20 protein-coding genes are annotated in these 21,593 nt (G+C 47.4%); 12 read left to right on the top strand and 8 right to left on the bottom strand.

Features of this window, described 5'->3' with window-relative positions:
* Positions 1–6 precede the first annotated feature (6 nt).
* The 8 genes from crtB (at position 7) to ffh (ending at position 6,826) form a co-directional block, all read left to right on the top strand.
* Positions 7–939, top strand: a complete 933-nt coding sequence (crtB, locus tag H6G50_RS01435) for a 15-cis-phytoene synthase CrtB (protein ID WP_190712528.1) — start codon at positions 7–9, stop codon at positions 937–939.
* Positions 940–1,205: 266 nt separating this feature from the next.
* On the top strand, positions 1,206–2,570 hold the full coding sequence (locus H6G50_RS01430; protein ID WP_190712526.1) for a DUF2079 domain-containing protein: 1,365 nt from the start codon (positions 1,206–1,208) through the stop codon (positions 2,568–2,570).
* Between the two features lie 24 nt (positions 2,571–2,594).
* The gene (locus H6G50_RS01425; RefSeq protein WP_199302650.1) at positions 2,595–3,455 is read left to right on the top strand and encodes a restriction endonuclease; all 861 of its coding nucleotides are present in this window, start codon (positions 2,595–2,597) and stop codon (positions 3,453–3,455) included.
* A 117-nt stretch (positions 3,456–3,572) separates the two neighbouring features.
* Entirely contained in the window at positions 3,573–3,809 is a 237-nt protein-coding gene (locus H6G50_RS01420; protein WP_190712524.1) for a DUF4160 domain-containing protein, read from the top strand.
* Positions 3,790–4,098, top strand: a complete 309-nt coding sequence (locus H6G50_RS01415; RefSeq protein ID WP_190712523.1) for a DUF2442 domain-containing protein — start codon at positions 3,790–3,792, stop codon at positions 4,096–4,098. Before H6G50_RS01420 ends, H6G50_RS01415 begins: the two co-directional genes overlap by 20 nt.
* Positions 4,099–4,202: 104 nt before the next feature.
* Positions 4,203–4,985 carry a Uma2 family endonuclease gene (locus H6G50_RS01410; RefSeq protein WP_190712521.1) on the top strand — a complete coding sequence of 261 codons (783 nt, stop codon included), beginning with the start codon at positions 4,203–4,205 and terminating at the stop codon, positions 4,983–4,985.
* Between the two features lie 230 nt (positions 4,986–5,215).
* Positions 5,216–5,353, top strand: coding sequence for a hypothetical protein (locus tag H6G50_RS01405; RefSeq protein ID WP_190712519.1), 138 nt, complete (start codon positions 5,216–5,218; stop codon positions 5,351–5,353).
* Between the two features lie 24 nt (positions 5,354–5,377).
* On the top strand, positions 5,378–6,826 hold the full coding sequence (gene ffh, locus H6G50_RS01400; RefSeq protein ID WP_190712517.1) for a signal recognition particle protein: 1,449 nt from the start codon (positions 5,378–5,380) through the stop codon (positions 6,824–6,826).
* Between the two features lie 253 nt (positions 6,827–7,079).
* Here the strand turns inward: ffh and lnt are convergent, their stop codons facing one another.
* The 3 genes from lnt to H6G50_RS01385 all read right to left on the bottom strand — a co-directional run bounded on the left by lnt (position 7,080) and on the right by H6G50_RS01385 (position 10,294).
* Entirely contained in the window at positions 7,080–8,717 is a 1,638-nt protein-coding gene (gene lnt, locus H6G50_RS01395) for an apolipoprotein N-acyltransferase (RefSeq protein ID WP_347239846.1), read from the bottom strand.
* Between the two features lie 46 nt (positions 8,718–8,763).
* A complete protein-coding gene (locus H6G50_RS01390) occupies positions 8,764–9,612 on the bottom strand; it encodes a carbohydrate ABC transporter permease (RefSeq protein WP_190712515.1) in 849 nt (282 codons plus the stop codon).
* Between the two features lie 115 nt (positions 9,613–9,727).
* Positions 9,728–10,294: a 5-formyltetrahydrofolate cyclo-ligase gene (locus tag H6G50_RS01385; protein ID WP_190713006.1), complete on the bottom strand. Its 567-nt coding sequence runs from the start codon at positions 10,292–10,294 to the stop codon at positions 9,728–9,730.
* 222 nt (positions 10,295–10,516) lie between these two features.
* Between H6G50_RS01385 and H6G50_RS01380 the strand changes: the two genes are divergently transcribed.
* Together H6G50_RS01380 and H6G50_RS01375 are read left to right on the top strand one after the other, a co-directional pair.
* Positions 10,517–12,172, top strand: a complete 1,656-nt coding sequence (locus H6G50_RS01380) for an ATP-binding protein (RefSeq protein WP_190712513.1) — start codon at positions 10,517–10,519, stop codon at positions 12,170–12,172.
* Between the two features lie 379 nt (positions 12,173–12,551).
* Positions 12,552–13,415: a hypothetical protein gene (locus H6G50_RS01375; protein WP_190712511.1), complete on the top strand. Its 864-nt coding sequence runs from the start codon at positions 12,552–12,554 to the stop codon at positions 13,413–13,415.
* Here the strand turns inward: H6G50_RS01375 and H6G50_RS01370 are convergent.
* The 3 genes from H6G50_RS01370 to H6G50_RS01360 form a co-directional block, all read right to left on the bottom strand.
* Positions 13,412–14,134 carry a DevA family ABC transporter ATP-binding protein gene (locus tag H6G50_RS01370; RefSeq protein ID WP_190712509.1) on the bottom strand — a complete coding sequence of 241 codons (723 nt, stop codon included), beginning with the start codon at positions 14,132–14,134 and terminating at the stop codon, positions 13,412–13,414. The two genes, H6G50_RS01375 and H6G50_RS01370, sit on opposite strands and share 4 nt — an antisense overlap.
* Before the next feature lie 16 nt (positions 14,135–14,150).
* On the bottom strand, positions 14,151–15,299 hold the full coding sequence (gene devC / locus H6G50_RS01365; RefSeq protein WP_190712507.1) for an ABC transporter permease DevC: 1,149 nt from the start codon (positions 15,297–15,299) through the stop codon (positions 14,151–14,153).
* Positions 15,300–15,445: 146 nt separating this feature from the next.
* On the bottom strand, positions 15,446–16,621 hold the full coding sequence (locus tag H6G50_RS01360; protein ID WP_242032659.1) for an ABC exporter membrane fusion protein: 1,176 nt from the start codon (positions 16,619–16,621) through the stop codon (positions 15,446–15,448).
* Between the two features lie 190 nt (positions 16,622–16,811).
* On the opposite strand from H6G50_RS01360, the gene H6G50_RS01355 reads away from it, so the two are divergent.
* A complete protein-coding gene (locus tag H6G50_RS01355) occupies positions 16,812–17,399 on the top strand; it encodes a TetR/AcrR family transcriptional regulator (protein WP_190712503.1) in 588 nt (195 codons plus the stop codon).
* Here the strand turns inward: H6G50_RS01355 and H6G50_RS01350 are convergent.
* Entirely contained in the window at positions 17,396–19,015 is a 1,620-nt protein-coding gene (locus H6G50_RS01350) for a tetratricopeptide repeat protein (protein ID WP_190712501.1), read from the bottom strand. The genes H6G50_RS01355 and H6G50_RS01350 overlap by 4 nt on opposite strands.
* A 620-nt stretch (positions 19,016–19,635) precedes the next feature.
* Positions 19,636–20,556, bottom strand: coding sequence for a homoserine kinase (gene thrB, locus H6G50_RS01345; protein WP_190712499.1), 921 nt, complete (start codon positions 20,554–20,556; stop codon positions 19,636–19,638).
* A gap of 84 nt (positions 20,557–20,640) precedes the next feature.
* Between thrB and H6G50_RS01340 the strand changes: the two genes are divergently transcribed.
* A complete protein-coding gene (locus tag H6G50_RS01340) occupies positions 20,641–21,567 on the top strand; it encodes an RluA family pseudouridine synthase (protein ID WP_190712497.1) in 927 nt (308 codons plus the stop codon).
* Positions 21,568–21,593: the final 26 nt, after the last annotated feature.

The raw sequence follows: 21,593 nt of genomic DNA, 5'->3' as shown, positions 1-21,593 counted from the left end.
GGATGAATGCTGCAACTGCCTAAAACTCAACGTATGAGCATACTAGCCTCCAAAGACGAGGCTTACGAATACTGCCGTCAGATCACGGCGAAATACTCCAAAACGTTCTACCTAGGCACACTCTTGATGCCGCTGGAAAAACGTCGGGCGATCTGGGCCATTTATAACTGGTGTCGGCGCACCGACGAGTTAGTCGATGGCCCCGAAGCAGCTTCAACGACTCCAGAAACGCTAGACCGTTGGGAAGAACACCTCGAATCGGTCTTTTCCGGGAAACCCCTAGAAGCTGCCGATGTCGCGCTAATCGATAGCATCGAGCGCTACCCCATCGAGATTCAGCCCTTTCGGGACATGATCGACGGACAGCGCATGGATCTCTATCGCAGCCGTTACGAAACCTTCGAGGAACTCGAGTTGTACTGCTATCGGGTAGCCGGAACGGTAGGGCTAATGACCAGCCCCGTATTGGGCTACGATCGCGGCAACGGAACTGCCCCTTGGTATCGTCCCGCAGCCTCCAGTGCCGTTCCCGAAAAAGAAGCGATCGCGCTCGGTATCGCCAACCAACTCACCAACATCCTGCGCGATGTTGGCGAAGACGCGCAACGAGGGCGAATTTATCTTCCCCTCGAAGATCTCGCCCGCTTCAACTACACCGAAGACGACCTCTTTAAAGGCATCGTAGACGATCGCTGGCGCAACTTCATGCGGTTCCAAATCCAACGCGCCCGCCAGTTTTACGTCGATGCAGAGCGCGGTATTCGCGCCCTCTCTCCCGACGCGCGCTGGCCGGTTTGGGCGGCGTTAATGTTGTATCAAGGCATCCTCGATGTCATCGAACGCAACGATTACAACGTCTTTACCAAACGCGCTTTCGTCCCCAAAAGCGAAAAAATGTTGTATCTTCCCGTAGCTTGGTTGAGAGCGCAAGTGCTTTGAACTCGTCGGGTTTCCCAAAGTTCGAGCCGATTGCAAAAATGATCGAATAATTATTAATTCGTAATTCGCGGTCATTGAGCCTCTGGTCATTGAGCTTGCCGAAATTCTGAAATGTAATTCATAATTTTAGGTCACAAACCCACGACTTCAATCGTGGGGGAATAATTACGAATTACGAATTACGAATTACGAATTACGAATTACGAATTATGTTGACTTCAATCGTGGGGGAATAATTACGAATTACGAATTACGAATTACGAATTATGTTGACCGCCGTTAGCGCTGCGGTTCTATTTTTATGCAGCAGCTTGCGCCATCTCCTGTTTCAATCCAGTGCCTTCGATTTATCAATCTTCGACCAAGGCATTTATTTACTGAGCGTTAACCGAGTCCCGATTGTTACTCTTATCGGACATCATCTCCTCGGCGATCATGCTGCCTTTATCCTGTATCCGATTGCGCTCCTCTACAAGATTTATCCCAGCGTTTATTGGTTATTTTTGCTGCAAGCGATCGCCCTCGCTTCGGGCGGTTGGCTGACGGAAAAAGTCGCGCTGCAAGCGGGGTTAACTCGCTCTCAATCGCTCGCGATCGCAGGGGTTTATTGGCTCTATCCGGTCGTTTTTAACGTCAACTTGTTCGATTTTCACCCAGAAGTGTTGGCGATTCCGGCGATTTTTGGGGCAGTATGGGCGGCGAGGGCAGGAAAAATAGTTTTGTATTGCGCTTGCGTTCTTTTAATCTTAAGTACCAAGGCGGTGCTATCGCTAACGGTAGCGGCGATGGGAATTTGGCTGTTATTGTTTGAGAAGAAGCGAAGTTACGGGGGAATTGCGATCGCGATCGGAATTGTCTGGTTTATTGTTTCAACTCAACTGATTATTCCTGCCTTCAGCGGTCGCGAAGCTGCCGCCGTCAATCGTTATAGTGTTTTGGGCAACTCGGTTTCAGAGATTATCCTCAATCTCTTGCTCGAACCGGGATTAGTTCTACAGCAAATCTTTACCCTTCCCAATCTATTTTATCTTATTCTTTTATTTATCCCCATAATTTGGGGACTTTCTTGGCAAAATTTAACACCATTATGGGGGATTATCCCCACTGTAGGCTTAAATTTATTGAGTGCCAGTCCCGCCCAAAAAGACTTAGTGCATCAATATTCGCTACCCGCTTTGCCCTTTTTATTATTCGCAGTTATAGCCTCACTTTCATCGGAAAAAAGTTGGCTAAAACGTCCGCACTGGATCGTTGTTTGGGCGGCAATCTGTTTTCTTGCTTTAGCAAAATTCGGTCTGTTTTGGACGCAATACCTCGAAAGTATCGACACTTGGCAAGCCACGCGGGGCGCGATCGCACAAATTAATACTCAAGGCGGCGTACTCACCGCCTCGCAAATCGCCCCCCATCTCGCCCATCGTCCCCTGCTTAAACTCGCACTCGATGAGAATCGCAATATTCCGCTCGAACCCTTCGATTACGTGCTGCTAAACATCAGACATCCCGGTTGGAACAGTTCGCTGGGAACAGTGGAAGGATTGCGCGATCGCATTGAAAAAACGTCACACTTTCAACTGAAATATCAACAAGATGATGTGATGTTATGGGCGAGAGAAAAAGATAAAGTTTGACTTTAAATATAACTGAATCCCACAATGGCTGAATCGACACCTTTTTTTCCCACCTTCGACCAAATGCTACTGCCTATTGTTCGAGTCTTGCTCGACTTGGGCGGTTCTGGAACCCGAGAAGAAATTTACGAAGGAGTCGTACAGCTTCTTAATCTGTCAGAAGAAGTGTTAGAAATTATGCAGGGAAATACCTCTCAGAGTGCGATTAAATGCCGCTTGAGTTGGAGTCTGAGCTACCTTAAATATTACGGGCTGTTAGAGAACTCCAAACGGGGGATTTGGTCTTTACTCGATCCTGAAATAAAAGTTAACACGCTCGATCCTAAAGAAATTGTCAAGGTCGTGCGCGATCGACAAAAAAATAAACAGAAAGATTCAGAAGTTGCCGAAGAAATTAGCGAGGTTAGTGAATCTTTAAGCGAGATAACTTGGGAGCAAGAATTACACCAAGCGCTCCTTAAGTTAGAACCCTCTGCGTTCGAGCGCTTGGTACAGAAATTATTACGAGAATCCGGTTTTATTCAAGTCCGAGTGACGGGAAAGTCCGGCGATGGCGGGATTGATGGCATTGGGATTGCTCGCATCAATGGTTTTTTGAGCTTTCAAGTTCTTTTTCAATGCAAGCGCTATTCTGGGGCGGTGAGTGCTTCTCAAGTTAGGGATTTTCGCGGTGCAATGCAAGGACGTACCGATAAAGGATTGCTGATTACAACAGGAACTTTTACGCAGAGCGCTATTGCAGAAGCTCAAAGAGATGGCGCACCTCCCATCGATTTAATTGATGGCGAACAGTTAGTGCGCCGATTGAAAGAATTGGGCTTAGGCATAAAAATAACTTTAGTTGAATCGGTAAAAGTCGATCGCGATTGGTTCGTCAATCTTTAGCCCTAAACGCATTTTTTATAGAATAGAGTGAGATAAATCAGGTAAAATAATTATAGAAACTCGCTTGAATAAAAGCCTAATTCTCATATTAAATTATGCTTTGCAACAAAAAACAGTATGCCAACAGTTTTACAAGCTGGGCCTTACGCCTTCATCTTTTTTAGTTCCGATCGCGGCGAACCGCCTCATATTCATGTGAAGCGCGATCGGCAACTTGCAAAATATTGGCTCGTTCCGATCGCCTTAGAAAAAAACCGAGGCTTTAAAGAACATGAATTGAATCTGATTGTTAAACTGGTAGAGGAACATCAAACATTGTTACTGAATGCTTGGCATGACTACTTTGATACTTGAAACAGAACCGATCGCCACTCAAGTCAGCATTACGGATGAAAAATTGATTGTAGACCTCATTGACGGTCGCAGTCTCAGTATTCCTTTAACTTGGTATCCCCGTTTACTCCACGCTGCGATCGCGGAACGACAAAGATGGCAATTGCTAGGCGATGGTTGCGCGATTGAATGGCCCGATCTTGACGAACATATTGGTATTGAAGGACTGTTAGCCGGTAGGCGCAGCGGAGAAAGTCAGAAATCTTTTGAACGTTGGTTATCAGCGCGCGTCAAAAAAATGTCAATTTAAGACAGTCTTTTTTCAATAAAAGCCAGGGCGCGATCCAGTACGTGCTTCTCTTTGAATTGAGTTGGTATACTAAACTCAATTCAAGGAAAAAAAGGGTATGGTCAATGCTAAAATCGGAAATCCAGAATCTCCCCAGCAGCGCCGAACTCCCCTGTTCGGACGATACCCCCGTGGATAACGAAGAACAAAACTTTATCCCTAACTTCCTGTTATTCTTGCTCGAATATCTTTGGGGAAACCGCCAAAACTGGTTCTTCGGTGTGGATATGGCAGTCTATCACACCACTGGAGATAACCCTCGCATTCCGATTATTCCCGATGGATTTTTAGCCCTCAATGTCGAACGGCGTAAAGGCGGACAATCGCGCAGCAGCTATGTAACGTGGGAAGAAAACAATGTCGTGCCGATTTTAGCGCTCGAAGTGGTGTCTCAAGCTCCGGGGGGCGAATATAGCAGCAAGGAAGAAATCTATGCTCGGTTGGGCGTGTTGTACTACGTTATTTACAATCCCCAACAATTCGGACGAGGCAGCCATCAAGAATTAGAAGTGTATAAATTAGTTAAAGGACGGTATAGCTGGCAAACAAAAGAACCGGTGTGGATGCCAGAAATTGGTTTAGGAATCGGTCGGGGAATTCGCAATTACGGGGGAGTGGAACGAGAGGTTTTATACTGGTTTGATGAGGAAGGAAATCGCTATATCGGTACTGAAGAAGCCGAACAGCAGGCTCGGATGCAATTAGTGGAGATGCGTCAGGAATTGGATATTGCTAAACAGCGAGCAGAAGCAGAACGACAACGAGCAGAAACAGAGCGACAATTGCGCGAACAATTGCAACAAACACTCGAACGCTATCGCCGACAATTTGGCGACTTACCTGAGTAATTATATATAGTAGAAGGAGCTTTTTTGATTTTGCCGATCGGCGTATATAAATCGTGCATAATTGACCTTATTTCATCTGATCCACGTCGCTCTAAACTCAAAGTAAACGTTCCCCGCTCGCTCCAAGCTTATTTTAGGTTCGCCCCGAACCGCAATTGCTCGAATTGGAGACTTCAAGACCGCTCCGAGGGGATAAGTGCGATCGCGCTTTCGTTATACTCAGAGTATCAATGCCCCCGATACGCGCAAAGCGCGATCGCGCTCGAGGAATCCCCGCCGAGCGAGCGATGAGCGAACTCCAGCAGCCGTTCGATTATTCCTCCCCGCGTATGACTTTAGTTTCGCGATCGCTCAATCTAAAATACTAAAATCCCAGAACCCAAATCGAAACAATGTTTGATGCTCTCGCCGAAAAATTAGAAGATGCGTGGAAAAAGCTACGCGGTCAAGATAAAATCTCCCAATCCAACATTCAGGATGCCCTCAAAGTCGTTCGCGATGCACTTTTAAAGGCGGATGTCAACCTGCAAGTCGTCCGAGAATTCATCAAAGACGTTGAAACCAAAGCCATTGGCGCGGAAGTCATTTCCGGCGTGCGTCCCGACCAGCAGTTTATTAAAATTGTCCGCGACGAACTGATCGCCGTGATGGGCGAAACCAACGCGCCCCTCGCCCAAGCCGATAAACCGCCAACAGTGATTTTAATGGCGGGATTGCAAGGAACCGGGAAAACGACGGCTACCGCCAAATTAGCGCTCTATCTCCGCAAGCAAAAGCGCAATTGCTTAATGGTTGCAACCGACGTATACCGCCCCGCCGCGATCGATCAATTGAAAACTTTGGGCGAACAAATCAAGGTTCCCGTATTTGAACTGGGAACGGGCGAAAACCCCGTAGAAATTGCCCGTCAAGGTGTGGAACGCGCCAAAGCCGAAAACATTGATACCGTCATCATCGACACCGCCGGACGCTTGCAGATCGACCCGGAAATGATGGCAGAGTTAGCGCGCATTAAGGAAGCGACGCAACCCGACGATACCCTGCTGGTGGTGGACTCGATGACGGGACAAGAAGCGGCTAACCTTACCCGCACCTTCCACGACGAAATCGGCATTACCGGCGCAATCCTCACCAAAATGGACGGCGACAGTCGCGGCGGGGCAGCGCTTTCAGTGCGAAAAATTTCCGGCCAACCGATTAAATTCGTGGGGGTTGGGGAAAAAGTCGAAGCCCTCGAGCCATTTTATCCCGATCGCATCGCCTCTCGGATTTTGGGGATGGGCGACGTAGTGACGCTAGTCGAAAAAGCCCAAGAAGAAATCGATCTCGCCGATGCCGTCAAAATGCAGGAGAAAATCCTAGAGGCGCGGTTCGATTTCAATGACTTTATCAAGCAAATGCGCTTGCTTAAAAATATGGGATCTTTGGGCGGCGTACTGAAGCTGATTCCGGGGATGGGTAAGATTAGCGGTGCGGATCTCGAGAAAGGTGAGGCAGAACTGAAGCGCACCGAAGCAATGATTAGTTCGATGACGAAAGCAGAACGCCAAGATCCCGATCTGCTAGCCCAGTCGCCCAGTCGTCGCCGCCGGGTTGCGAAGGGTTCCGGACACAGCGAACGGGATGTATCCGATTTAGTGACGAAGTTTACGCGGATGCGGGCGATGATGCGGAAGATGGGACGCGGCGAAATGGGTGGAATGGGATTTCCGGAAATGGGGGGAATGTTCGGCGGCGGTGGCGGCGCGCCCCAAGCAGGATTTCGCGGCTATCCCGGCGGCGGCAGTCCTAAAAAGAATAAGAAACCCGGAAAGAAGAAGAAGGGTTTCGGGCAGTTGTAAGTTGAAAGGGAGATGGGGAGTCTTTAAAGATAGATGGCTCCCCAATCCCCTTCAATTCTGAGTTCTTCAACTTTATCATTATAAAAGTCTACAAAATTCATATCGGATTGTGGATAGTATTGCGGTTAGGAAGGTAGGGGCGAATTGCATTCGCCCTTCTTGGGGACTTCATTCAACATGACTTGGCTCGGTGCGTTACGCTTTGCTAACGCACCCTACTGCTGAATGGTGGCAACACCGGACTACGAAATATCTACATTGAAAAGCCCAATAAACTCAGAACTGCCAAAATAATCAAAACGCCTAATAACCAGTCTCCAAAGCGCACGTAAAGCGTTCGAGTTTTTCGCCGATAAATCGTGTCGGCGTGGACTTCATAAGTCTTAATTCCCGATCGCCAAATCGTGCTGCCGTGCGGATTGACAATACCAGAATAGCCGGTATTGGTGGCGCGGGCGGCCCAGCGATCGTTTTCAATCGCGCGCATCACATCTTGGGCGTGGTGCTGAGCGGGCATGGATTTGGCATAATGGGCGTTATTAGAAGCGGTTAAAATGAATTCGCCGCCGCGCGCGGTTTGACGGCGAAAGTGTTCTGCAAACGCCGATTCGTAGCAAATTCCAACGCTCGCTTTCCCTAGGGGAGTCTCGAAAACTTGGGAAGTTTTGCCGGGAATCATGTGCGCTTCCAACGGAGAAAGGCGATCGATAAATTTTCCTACAATTGGCTCGAAGGGAATATATTCTCCTAAAGGAACGAGTTTAATTTTATCGAAGCGACTGACAGCGTTTCCCTGTCCAGTTACGGTAAAAAGACTATTGGTATAACTCAAAGCCGTAGGGTTGTCGGGTTCTCTCCCGTAAGCGCCCAACCAAGCGAGGGTTTTATGTTTTAAAATGGCTGCGTAAATCGGCGTATCCTGCAATCGATCGATAAAAACCGGCAATGCGCCTTCTGGGGTTAAGACTGCATCTACGCCGCGATCGGCTAAAGCTTCATACCCGCTAGTATAGCGCTGCATTGCTCGCTGAAAACCATCAGTAAAAAGTTTAATATTATTAGGAATATTGCCCTGAACAATCCCAATTTTAATCGGATTTTCCTGAGTTATTGGGCGCGCGTATATCGCCCATCCGATCGCGTGACTGCTGAGTAGTAAGCTTAGGGCAGCAGCAAGTATAGAATTTGCCGCCCTTTCCTTCAATTCCTCTCTCCCACTTAAAGGAGAGGTATCTCTCAAATGTTTGACCTTTTGATAAATAAATTCAGCAATTAAACCATTGACTGCAACAATCGCTGCGGTTACAGTCGTCGGCCCAGAAAAGCGAGCGAGTTGTAAAATGAGGAGATTGTGAGGACTTTGGGTATAAGAAAGGGAAGTCCACCATAATACCCCAGAACTCCAAATTGCTTCGAGCAAGCACCACCAAGCAACGCCAATTAAGACGCGCTGAAAGGGAGCGAAAAAGCCTTTTTGAAGAAGAAACTTTTTAGAGCGTGCCTTGAGTTTTAGTTTCCGCAAGGAGAACATCCCTAGCGCCCAAGCAATAACTAAAGCTGCACCCCATAAGCTAATAAAGAGCCAACAAAAAGCCGCGATCGCGAGACTCGCCAACCAAGGAACACCCAGCCAAGTCATGGGATGAATTCCCGTTATCCAGAACAGCGCTAAACCGTGGTAAGCTAAGCCCCAAATTAAGGCAAAAATAACCGATTGTTTCAGCGTACAATCTGCTAGGAGAAGCCACAAGGGAACCAGTGCAATCCAGGCGAGGGGAAACGCTTCGACAGGTGCGGGAGTTAGCCCCATCAACATACCGCCGCCGAGCGCCAAGGCAAGTTTTGGGTAAAGATTTTTGGAAGCCAGAAAGGTTTTAATGATTGCTATCACGTTCTACTTATTTTTAAATTTTTAATCTTTAATTTTTAATTTAAATTTACCCTTTCACTCCACTCCCAGCATCCGTCGGAATAATATAGCGTTGGACGAACAAAAATAGGACTAAAACGGGCAGAATAGAAATTACCGAACCGGCAGCAATCAATCGCCAATCGAGGGAAAAGGTTCCGGCTAAAGTAGCAACGCCGATTGGGAGCGTATAGGATTCCGGACGGTCGAGAACGAGCAACGGCCAAAGAAAATCACTCCAGGAACCAATGAATACAAAAATGGCAAGCGTTACCAAAGCAGGACGCACGGCGGGAATCATAATATGCCACCATAAACCGGTTTCCGTACAGCCATCTAAACGACCGGCTTCCTCTAATTCTTTGGGGACATCTTGGAAGGCTTGGCGCAATAAAAATATGCCAAAAGCTGAAGCTAATGCTGGTAAAATCAAACCGAGATAGCTATTTTTTAAGCCTAACTGAACGGTAAGAACGTAGAGGGGAATCATCACAATTTGAAAGGGAATCATAATCGTAGAGACGATTAGGGCGAAGATGAAATCGCGTCCTGGAAAGGTCATTCTCGCGAGGGGATAGGCAGCGAGAGCGCAGAAGAGAACGTTTAAGACGACGGTAACAATGGCAACAAAGGTGCTATTGAAAAGATAGCGAGCAAAGGGGGCAGTTTTCCACGCGATCGCGAAATTAGCAAGCGTCGGTTGTCGCGGTAGGAGTTGCGGCGGAAATCCAAAAACGTTCTCGCTCGGAGATTTTAAAGCGGTACTCAATAGCCACAGCAAGGGAAATAGCATGGCGAGGGCGAGAATGCTAAGAACTATATATAGTCCGAGTTGTTGCAATTTTTTCTTTCGGATTTGTGCTGTTAAACGAGTCATCTTTAAGTTAAAAATTTAAAGTTGGTGCTTCAGCGATCGCTAGACACTCTACTCTATTGCAAAAAGTACGCCTGTTTTAAACCAAGAACAAATCTTTCGGTTTCAAACATTCCCCTCAAAGCGCAATTTTTAATATCTGTTCCTCCGTACAAACGCCGTTCAGGGCAATATCCCACGGTTCGACAGGCAAAGATTCGAGCAAGGCAAACTCAAAGACAATACCAAGAGTTGGGATAGACGACCATTGGGGCAAACTGAGGAGGCGATCGTAAAATCCGCCACCGTACCCTAAACGATAACCGGCGCGATCGCAAGCCACAGCCGGCACTAAAATTAAATCGATGCTTTCTGCCTGCAAACGAGGAGAATCGGCGTGAGGTTCAAAAATGCCATAACTGCCTCTTTCCAGTGCTTCTCCGGGCTTCCAGTGATGCCAGCACAAAGATTTATCGACGCATCTCGGTAGCCCCCAAACCTTATCGCTGCGGCTTAATAACGGGCTGAGATCGGGTTCTTGATGACAACTCCAATAAGCTAAAATGGTAGTCGATCGCGCAAAAATCGGGAATTCTTGCAGGCGATCGCACAATTGTTTGCTCCGAGTCTGCCACACCCGAGCGGAAAGCGAACGGCGTTGCTTTAACAACTGGCGGCGCAATTCTGCCTTAAAATTCGGTTCCATCACTCTTCATCTGCAAAACTTCATCTCCTTTAAGCTGCTCCTCAAAAAAACTAAGTAATGTTGCGGTGTAGTGGGGAATTATCCTAAATTCACTGCATAGCTCGTAATTAATGAGTTGTATCGCTGTTTTTTATGCGATCGGGGCATCATAACAAGGGGAAGTCACCTTTGCGCAAGACAATCAACAGAGGAAGATAGAGCGACCGATCGCTTAATGAAGAAATGTTCAAACTATTACGCTACTTTTCCGCAGCCAGTTTGCTTGCATTTGTGGGAGCAACTGTGCTTTTAAGCGGCTACTACCATAGCCAAGCAAATCGAGACCTCATCCACATTGAGGAATATCAAAATGTAACGCTGAGTCATTTTTTTGTCAACGTCTTGTGGGAAAAATTCGAGCCATTGCTGACGATAGCCCCCGAATCAACTAATACGGAGTTAATGACAAATCAGCAAATTTACGAATTACGACGCTCCCTTCTCGAACAAATTGAGGGTTTATCGATTGTTCGAGTTAAAATTTTTGACTTGAACGGACGGGCTATTTTTTCAACCGATCTCAGCCAAATTGGTAAAGAGAGTAACAGTGAAAATTACCTTCGAGCGCGCGCGGGAAACACGGTAACGCGACTCGACCATCGCCATCTTACACTCGATACGGGGAAGGATGGCGACCACTTACTATCGAGCTATATTCCCTTATACGACAAAGGAAACCCGAAAAAAGTGGTGGCGGTTTTTGAAATTTATAACAACGTTACGCCCTTCTTGCGCCAACTCGATCGAACGCAAAAACAGATTATTATTGCGATCGTCTTAATTTTAGGTTCTCTCTATTCTCTGCTGTTTGCAATTGTCCGCCATGCCGAGCGTATTCTCATTCGACAGCACTCAGAACTTCGCAAGTCTGAAGCTTTAGCAAAAAGGCAAGCACTCGAACTCGAGCAAACTCTCCACCAGCTTCAAGAAACTCAAACTCAACTAATTCACAGCGAAAAAATGGCGGGTCTCGGTCAAATGGTAGCAGGCGTAGCCCACGAAATTAATAATCCCATTAGTTTTATTTATGGCAACTTAGTGCCAGCAGAGCAATACGCGGCTGATGCCCTCGAACTGATAGACCTTTATCAACAGCATTACCCCGATTCTCCTGCCGCTATTCAAGATTCCCTAGAATCTTTCGATTTAGAATTCGTTAAGCAAGATTGGTTCAAGCTCTTAAAATCGATGCGATCGGGAAGCAATCGCATTCGCCAAATTGTTACTTCACTGCGGACTTTTGCCCACCTCGATGAGTCGGGAGCGAAGGAAATCAACCTTCAGAACGGCATTGATAATACATTGTTTATGCTACAGAATCGTTTGGAAGCTACGCAGAGACGACCGAAGATTGACGTTCAAAAAAATTATGACGAGCGAGTGCCTTTAGTGCATTGTTCTCCCGCTCAAATCAATCAGGTTTTTCTGCATCTTTTTAATAACGCGATCGATGCTTTAGAGAATATACAAGACAGACCAACGATCGCGATTCAAACTGAAATTCTTGCATCTCCTTCTCCTTTTGTGGTCATCAGAATTGTTGATAATGGAGAGGGAATACCAGATGCAGTGTCCCAAAAAATATTCGATCCTTTTTTTACGACTAAACCTGTTGGTAAAGGGACTGGGCTGGGTTTAACAGTCTGCCATCAAATTGTAGTCAGAGAACATGGCGGTCGATTGCTCTACGGTTCGAGAAGAGAAGGCGGCACGGAATTTATCGTCCAGTTGCCTCTTGATGCGGCTTCTCGTCCTAAGAACGGTAATAAAACTGAATCTCGCCAGATGTCAGAGTTTCTCAAAGAGAAGGATCCATCGAATTTAAGTACAACCGCTTAAAACTGGGCGCAGGACACGAGTTGGAAGGGCGATTACCCGATTTAGCAGCAACCGCCCTGGAATCGGGAAAATTGGGCGATAAAACTGAGGTTAATCTTTACATATTTTTTCCTTTGCTCGAAAAAAATCAAAAATTGCTAACTTAGAGTAGATATTGGGAAAATTTCCTTACAACTCGATAATCCTCTTCATCGAGGACTGGTATAGTTGAGGTGGATCTATCTAAATTCCCTCTATCGATACGATCGCCGTTGTGCGATTGTGGCATTGCAGACAATCTAGGTATCTTCTATCGCTCGGTCGATCGCTCAACGATTAGACCTGGTTGTTGGGAACTCTAAGGGCATACAGGTCAGTTTCCCCGATCCGAACACAATCTATGGTTTCTCAATTTCCCCTAACCCAATCGATTATTGCCCTCAAACCTTCTCCACCGCCCCCAGCCCCCGCTGCAAAAGGTGATTCTTTATTTGGTTCGATCGGGCTGTATAGCACGCTGTTAATGACTTTAATTGCGGCGGGAATTGCTGCTTATGCCAAATTAATGATTTTGGATAAGAAGAATAAGGAAATTAAGTTCGAGCAGTACAAATCCCAAGATTTACAGAAGCGTTTGAAGCTAGCGCTAAAAACGATCGACAAAATGGAGAAGAACCCCGATCTCATTCATTCGCGAGAGTTCAATCTTGACTATTTGCGCCTGCGAATGGATGAGGAAGTTTTTCACTATGCAATCATCAACCAAATTAAAATTCGGGTTAAACAAATTATTAGCGTAGCGCTACGTCCTAATACCGCTCACCAGCAAGTGGGGGTGGCGGCAACCGGCCGTCAGGTTGATGAAATGTTTGATGTGACCTATGAAACCGATACGGCAGGCAAGCGAACGACGGGAGTATTATTTCGGGTTCAAATTCGATTGATGAAGTTGCCGACGCAATCGACTTCTTCGACAATCGCCCAAATTATTGACTGTATCGAAAAGTTTCTTTCTCCGGCTGAAGATCACGAAAATTGGCAACCGACAATTCAAGGACGAGTGGTTTTAATTAGTTGGGACCAAAAAGCGAAGCCAACACCACTTTTAGTCTTAGAACAGTCGGGCGAAGGGGTGAATGTCAGCTTCCGCACCAATCCCAATAAACGCCAAGTCGCCTCGCACCCCGCACCCCCACCGCCCCCGCCCGCGTCTAAAGCTCCGAAATCGAACGTTAAGTCTCCGAAGTCGAAAACACTCCGCTAAACGGGCGTGGAAATCGTTCTTTTTGGTGTTGAAAGGCTTTCTTGGGATAAGTATCCGTCTTCCATATGCAGGAGGCGATCGGCTACGTCGAGAATGCGGTTATCGTGGGTGACGAGGAGGATGGTACAACCTTGTTCTTTTGCGAGTTGGCGCATGAGTTCGACGACGGCGCGCCCGGATTTACTGTCGAGGGCGGCGGTGGGTTCGTCGGCTAAAACCATTTTAGGATGACTGACCAAGGCACGCGCGATCGCGACTCGTTGTTTTTGACCGCCGGAGAGTTGGTCGGTGTAATACTCAATTCGTTCTCCTAATCCTACCGCTTCTAGGATTTCAATGGCTTTCCGTTTAGCTGTTGCTGCTGAGATTCCGTTTTGCAGTTCGATCGACATTTGGACGTTCTGCCGCGCGGTAAGCGATCGCAACAAGTTATGCGCTTGGAAAATATAACCGATATTGCGGCGAACTTGCACCAGTTTAGATTTGTTCGCGCCGACTAATTCCTGCCCTAAAACTTTCAGACTGCCCGATTGCGGCGATCGCAACGCACCCATCAAAGTTAGTAAGGTTGTTTTCCCAGAACCAGAAGGCCCTTTCATTATCGAAACTTCTCCCGCTTCTAGGGTTAAGTTGATATCAAATAGGATTTGTTTTCGTAAGTTTCCGTGACCGTAAGCAAAGTCTAAATTGGAAATTTCAACCACTTTTTCAGTATTCATAAAACCCCAATAATTTCTAAAAAATATCAGCCGGATCTGCTGCACTCAATTTTCGCACCGCGATCGCACCGGAAGCCGTACACATAATCACAGTCAAAATTATCACCTGAGTTGCTTTTGCCACAGTCATTGCGAGCGGCAAACTCGTCGCTTGTGCTGTGACTGCGTACAGAATATTAGAAATCAAAAATCCAGGGATGTAGCCTAAAAATGCAAGAATAAGAGCTTCTTGAAAGACAACTCCCAATAAGTAAAAATCTGTATAACCCATCGCTTTCAGGGTTGCATACTCCGGCAAGTGGTCGGAAACATCGGTATAAAGAATTTGATAAACAATGACAATCCCAACAATAAACCCCATGCCAACACCCAGGGTAAAAATAAAACCAATTGCTGTACTTGTTTTCCAATAATTAACTTCAAAGTCGATAAACTCTTTGCGAGTAAAAATATTAACATCTTGGGGTAAGATAGTAGTAAGGGATTGTTTAATACTTTCAACATCTACTCCGGGTTCTAAACTAATTACACCGATATCAATTAAACCTTTATTTCGATTCGGAAATAATCTTAAAAAGTTAATATCGCTGGTGAGAATATTCCCATCTGCCCCGAAAGAAGCCCCCAAAGAAAATAAACCACCAACTTTAAGCTGTTTCCCCCCTGCTTCGGTTGTAACCGTCTTTCCTTCGTCAAATAATTCAGCGATAGGGCCGAATTCAGGACGGGAGAGTTTGTCGAATAAAATCGTATCTTCTAATTTGACGCGATCCAAATTTTCGCGCAATCCCGGTACGTCGATAAAATCATCTTCGGGGTTAATCCCTAACAACATAATCCCGCGCGGTTCTGCGGTGACGGGATTTTTCCAAATCACAAAGTCTAGGTAAATTGGATGAACTTCTCGCACGCCTTTAAGCGCCAATGCTTGATACAATCTTCGTTGTGAAAACTGCGACATTGCGATTATCGCGGTGGATTTGGGACTGAGCAAAAAGATGTCACCTTCAATTCTTTTATGTAAGACCACTGAGCTTTCAAAGAGTGCATCTTGAAAGCCAAGTTGCATGAACATGAGAATGTCTGCAAATCCAATTCCCGCTAGAGCGATTATAAGTCTGATTTTTTCGCGAGTTAGTTGTAACCAAGCGAGAGGGATTTTCATATAAATTATGAATGATGAATTATGAATGGGGGAATTATGAATTATGAGTGATGAATGGTGAATTACGAATTACGAGTGATGAATGGTGAATTACGAATTACGAATTACGAATTACGAACTACGAATTACGAATTACGAATTACGAATTACAAATTAAGCTGGATTTCAACTAAGACTTTGGCATTGGTTAAACTAGAAACGCGCTGGCTATCGGCGGGGTCGAGCAAAATTTTGACTTCGACAACGCGAACATCAACATCGGCAGCAGGATTGGTTTCGAGGACGCTGCGTTTGCCGATTTGCAAGCCGATTTCAGAAACAACACCTTTTAAGGATTGCCTAAAGGAACCGTTTTCGCTTTTAACGATCGCGCTTTGGCCTTCTTTAACTTTACCGATATCGCTTTCGTAAACTTCGGCGACTGCAACCATGCGATCGGTTTGCCCGATTTCGATGATTCCCCCCGTTTGTCCGACACTTTCACCGGGACGGGTATTGATTTTAAGGATTTGTCCGCTGACGGGTGCTTTAACGTAAGCTTGGGCTAACTCGGCTTGGGCTTGTTTGACGGCGGCGCGGGCGCGCTCGACTTCTGCGCTGGCTTTAACGAGATCGACGGGACGGACTTCGGCGACACTATTGAGGGTGGAGCGCGCTTCTTTAATTTGTTGTTGTAAGGTATTTTGGGTTTGGTTGCGTTTGGCGATCGCTTCGTTGAGACTTTCGCGGGCGGTGTCGCGTTCTAGGCGGCGGCGATCGACTTCGATGGCTGCGATTGCGCCCCCGGATGCGAGTTGCTGGTAGCGCTGGTACTCGCTTTCAGCGTTACGAACTTCGGCAGCGACGCGATCGATCGTCGCTTGTTGGCTGGTCATTTCGCCTTGCAGTTGCGCTTCTAAGCGGGCGATGTTGGCGCGGGCGGCATTGACATCGCCCGTTTTTGCCCCCGCTTGCACGATTTGCAGGTTGGCGATCGCAACTTCAACGTCGCTGTTAGCCCGATCTAAAGCTGCCGCAAGGCGATCGCGATCGTCTAAGATTGCAATGGTTTGTTGGGCTGCCACGCGATCGCCCTGTTTCACTAACAGTTGGGCGATTTTTGCTGCCCCTAACGTCGGTGGCGGCGCAACCACGATCGTTTCTCCTTGTGGTTCAAGGCGACCGAGGGCGGTAACGGCGGTGACAACGGGCGAAGCAACGGGCGTTGGCGCTGCTGTCGGCTCTTTACGACTCATTTTCAGGCTGTAGAATAGCCCCCCACCGACGGTCGCGAGTCCGAGAACACATAGCGCGATCGCGATTCGACTGCCGGACTTCGACATCGGCAAATTCTTCCACCTAGATTCCGCGCCCTTGATTTTTAGAACCATATTGATTGCTCGATAAGTTTCAAGCTTGACGATCTTTGCCGTTAGACCGTACAGTACAGTTTCGTTAAACTATTTTAACATAATCGGTTTTACCAACATCCATTGATGATGCTCGAGGGAAAATTGTTTAGGATTGGCAACAATGGCAACTAGCCCCTTACCCGAAAAAGCCGAGCAAATCCTCCGCGCCGCCGTTCCCGAATTTCTCGCCCACGGTTACGCGCGCACCAGTATGGATCGGGTAGCAAAAGTTGCGGGCGTGTCCAAACAAACGCTTTATAGCCACTTCAGCGACAAAGACGGGCTGTTTACTGCCTTAGTAGAGCGCATCGCGATCGAAGAATTCCAACTCGTTTGGGCAAAACCGCTGCAAGGCGAACCCGAAACCGTGCTGCGAGACTTAGCGCGCCGCATCCTCACCGAACATATCGGCGATACCGACTACCTGCGATTTTGCCGCTTGATTTTTGGGGAATCGGAAGTACGCCCGGACTTAGCACAAATCTTTTTAAAAAATCTCGTTCAGCCCGCCGTTAATGTGGTAAGCGATTATTTCAAAACGCGCCCCGATTTAAACTCGAGCGATCCCGAAGCCACAGCAAGAATTTTTGTTGGCTCGCTCATTCATTGGTTAATGGTGCAAGAAGCGCTGTACGGTAAGGAAGTTATGCCGATGGATCCCGAGCGAATTGTTGAAAGTTTAATTACTTTAATCGTGCCGCGTGCTTAAGGAAAGCTATTCTTCTGACGCGCTGCGGTGAAATCGGGATTGGCGATCGCGAGTTCTCGGTAGCGAGAGTCGATCGCAATCGCACTCTTTAAGGACTCGATCGCCCGCTCGATATTCCCCTGCAAGCAATAACATCGTGCTTGTTCGTACCAAATTTCTGCGGTTTTTGGCTCTAAAGCGAGGGCGCGCGCGCAAGATGCGATCGCTTCTTCGTATCGTTGCAATTGCCGCAAAACCTCGCCGCGTTTCAGCCACAGTTGGGCGAGGTTGGGTTTAAATTTTAGGGCGCGATTGTAGGCGGCTAGGCGTTCTTCAGAACGATTTAAACTCGCTAAAAGATCGCCGCGCCAGATTAAATAGGTATAGGAATTGGGATCGAGTTTTAGGGCGCGATCGCACGCTTCTAAGGCAGCTTTATCTTGTTTTAATTGTGCGAGGGCGTAGCTGCGGGAGTACCAAGTCATCGCGGTTTTATCGCGCGGTAACGATAAAGCTAAAGCGCGATCGAACGATAAGAGCGCGTTTTCCCATTGCTGTAAATCGAGCAGCAGAGAACCGCGATAAAACCATACTTCCGCATTCTCCGGTTGTAATTCTACCGCGCGATCGAAAGACGCGATCGCCTCCTCCTGTCGCTGCAAAGCCTGCAAAATCTCGCCGCGCGCCATCAAAAGGCTGGTATTTTGCGGTTGTAAGGAAATCGCGCGATCGTAAGCCGCGATCGCCTCTTCATAGCGTTGCAATTGCGTCAAAACGTAACCTTTTGCCTGCCAAGCTTCTGCAAAATTTGCATTAATTGCTAGTGCTTTTTCGTAACAATCTAATGCTTTTGCATACCGTTTCATTCCTGCCCAATTATTCCCCTTCCCATACCAGCGCTTCTCCTTGCTCCCAAAAATCCATAAACCTAATATCAAGACTCCGACTAAGAGAAAAGAATACTGCCTAAAAATTTCGCCCCCAACTAAAGCTGTTTCTAAGGGAACACCTAAAGACTCCGTAATTGCCCGCGCTACATTCCACAGTAATTGATTGAAGGGTTGGACAAACCATAACAAAGCAATTAAAACCCAAATCCCATATTGACCGAACTGACGGAATTGTCGCTGCCAAGCCGGAGGCAGCCACGGTTCGATAATGCCGTAGCCGTCGAGGGAAGGAAGCGGTAAAAGATTGAGAATAACGACGTAAGTATTAATGAGAATCAGGAAAGCAAGACTTGCGGAAAGTATCGCACTGTTGAGAACGTTATTGCGATCCAAAGTGACTTGATTCCAGCCCAATTGAAAGGGAATTGAAAAAAATAAAACGACTAAAATATTAGCCAGCGGACCGGCAGCAGAGACGGCACTTTGCCACTTGCGATCGCGCAGTAACTTTTGATTGATATAAACCGCCCCTCCTGGTAGTGCTATTCCCCCCAACAACAGAAAAAATATCGGCAACACCAAACTTAACCCTGGATCGGTATATTTGAGCGGATTGAAGGTTAAATATCCCTTCTCTTTAACGGATGTATCCCCACCCCAATAAGCGATTAAGGCGTGTCCGAACTCATGGAAACACAGAGACAGCACCCACCCCAAACTGACGAAAACAGCAACCAGCCACAGCATGAAGATTGCCCTTGACTAAAAATTTGACACTGCTAACGATGCAAGCAGTGATTACAATTCTTGAAATCGGGAAAACCGATCTATTTCGTACTACCTTTGCTAGGCTAACACAAAAACCAGAAAGCCCTACTAGAAAGACGGAGCTTTAGACCCATTCTTCTGATAAAAAACCAGCTAGAGGAATAGCTGGCTTTACGATGTTGTTTGGTTGTCGTTTCGTTTAGAGAAAATCCCTGTTGCGCGTTCCCCAGGCAACAGTAAATATTTCTTAATAAAATTGTAACATCGAGTACAAACTTTAGCTTTTAATATTTATGTTAAAAATAAAATATAATACATATGTGCAATAATAATAATTTTTAATGTATTTGATTAAAATACATTTGTTCGCAAAAAGACTGCACGAGAACTCGAAACTGAGTTGGAACAGCTTCTATTGCCATGATTTCATTTTCCCCATCGGGAGACTTTGCTCGGACTCTCCCAATTATGCAATTATCAATTACCGAATGGCACTAACTTAAGGCTGGTGGGCGCTGTCCAACCTACGAAATATCAATAACGACGTTGTATACAACGTCTCTACGGCGATTTTTCAACTCTTATTTCAGCGCCATTCATCAATTATCAATTATCCTTGCTCCTTCCGCATCTAAGGCCAGCAGCAGCGCTTCGGCTCGAACGCCTTCTCGTTCCCACGCTGTCTGCATCGCTTCGGCAACGGTTTTCGCCTTCGCGCTGTCAGCCAAGGCGAGTAAAGCGGGCCCAGCACCGCTAATCGCCATCCCGTAAGCCCCCGCTGCAATGGCTGCTGCTTGTACTTCTTCGTAGCCGCGAATTAAGCTTTGGCGGTAAGGTTGATGGAGGGCATCGTCGAGGGCAGCGCGCAACCAGTCGGGATGGTGTTCGCCCAAACCGCGCACCAGCATTCCCATGCGCGAGATGTTGAAGATGGCATCGGCGCGGCTGACGCTGGTGGGGAGTACGGCGCGCGCCGCTTCGGTGGAAAGTTCAAAGTCGGGGATGGCAACGATGGGGACGATCGCCTGATGCCAGGGGACTGCACAAACTTCCCATTTGTCAAGTGTTTTTACAGAAAGTTGACAATTACCCAATAAGGTGGGGACGACATTATCGGGGTGTCCTTCCATCGCGATCGCAATTTCCATAATTTCCGCGACGCTCAAAGCATTGCCCGCTAAGCGATTGGCTCCCACTAACCCGCCGATAATGGCAGTCGCCGAACTGCCCAACCCTCGCGAGAGGGGAACGCCTAACTTAATTTCAATTTCGACAGGGGGCGCGGGCTGTCCGATGCGATCGTACAGCTTGCAAAAGGCGCGATAGACTAAGTTACTTTTATCAGCCTGCAACCCTTTAGCTTCCTCGCCTTGCACGGAAATTTTTAGGGGGACGGCGGTATCGGTGGCGGCGGTAAATCGGAATTGGTTGTACAGAGTGAGGGCAGCGCCGATACAATCGAAACCAGAGCCTAGATTGGCTGTTGTACCCGGAACTATCACCGTTGCGATCGCAGACATTGGAATTTTTGAGTTTTTTGAGGTGGGAGAGTGATTAAAGTCGAGACTCTGCAATGATACCTCTACACATCCCCGATCGTTTGAATGAGCGAATATCGTCCCCTAGAAGTTAAAGATACCAAAGAACGCCTCGATCGCTGGCTGGCGGAACAATTGCCGGATCTATCGCGTTCTCGCTTGCAAAAACTGATTGAAGGCGGTTGCGTCTGCATTAACGGCGAAACCTGCACCTCGAAAAAGGCGAGCGTACAAAATGGCGATCGCGTCGTTGTCACAATTCCCGAAGCCGTTCCCCTAGAAGTCGAAGCCGAAGCCATTCCCCTCGACATCCTCTACGAAGACAATGCTTTGATTATTCTCAACAAACCCGCCGGTTTAGTCGTGCATCCCGCCCCCGGACACGAAAACGGCACTCTGGTTAATGCACTCCTGGCGCATTGCCCCGATTTAGCCGGAATTGGCGGCGTGCAGCGTCCGGGAATCGTGCATCGGTTGGATAAAGATACCACCGGCGCGATCGCGATCGCCAAAACCGATTTCGCCCATCAACACCTACAAGCACAACTTAAGGTCAAAACTGCCCGCCGAGAGTATTTAGGGGTTGTCTATGGCGTTCCCGGTAGCACTAACGGCACGATTGACCTACCGATCGGGAGGCATCCGCGCGATCGCAAAAAAATGGCGATCGTCCCGCTCGAAAAAGGCGGACGTACTGCCGTCACCCACTGGCAAATCGAAGAACGCCTCAGCAACTACACCCTAATGCGATTTCGCCTCGAAACCGGGCGCACCCATCAAATTCGGGTTCATTCGGCGCAAATGGGGCATCCTATTGTGGGCGATCTCGTTTATAGTTCGGCGCGTTTTTCGGGGGTAAACCTTCCCGGACAAGCACTCCACGCCCACAAACTCGGCTTGCAGCATCCTGTCACGGAGGAATGGATTGAAGCCATTGCACCGCTTCCCGAAAGTTTCATTAAACTGCTGACTTTTCTGCGCCAGCGATTATAAAATCTCGGCAATACATCCCAACAGCA

The sequence above is a fragment of the Oscillatoria sp. FACHB-1406 genome, assembly GCF_014698145.1.
Classification (GTDB): Bacteria; Cyanobacteriota; Cyanobacteriia; order Cyanobacteriales; family Spirulinaceae; genus FACHB-1406.
Note: the sequence above shows the minus strand (reverse complement) of the source record. Positions and strands in the feature narration are given on the sequence as shown.